1 pseudogene is annotated in these 384 nt (G+C 67.4%); it reads left to right on the top strand.

Annotated features, from left to right (window positions below):
• A pseudogene (locus tag EGI20_RS19140) lies at nt 1-384 on the top strand (DUF927 domain-containing protein); the annotation flags it as partial.

Consider the following 384-nt stretch of genomic DNA (forward strand, 5'->3'; position numbering starts at 1 on the left):
CCGCGCCGCTGGCGCACGCTGATGCTGTCGGCAGGTGAAATCAACCTACGCCAGCATATGCGTGAAGCCGGCAAGCACGCCCGTGCCGGGCAAGAAGTACGCCTGATCGACATTGCCGCCGATGCCGGTGCCGGTCTGGGCTTATTCGATACGCTGGCCGGCCAGGCATCGGGCGCCGATCTCTCCATCGCATTCAAGCGCGGCGCGGCAAACCACTACGGCCACGCTGGCCGTGCTTTCCTGCACCGCGTGGTCGAAGATCGCGCCGCCGTACTGGATGCCATCCGCGAAGGCCGGGGCAGCATCATGGCCGACGATGTACCCAAGGATGCGACTGGCCAGGTAGTGCGGGCTGCCGGGCGCTTCGCGCTGGTGGCCGTGGCC

It is taken from the genome of Aquitalea sp. S1-19 (assembly GCF_024343515.1).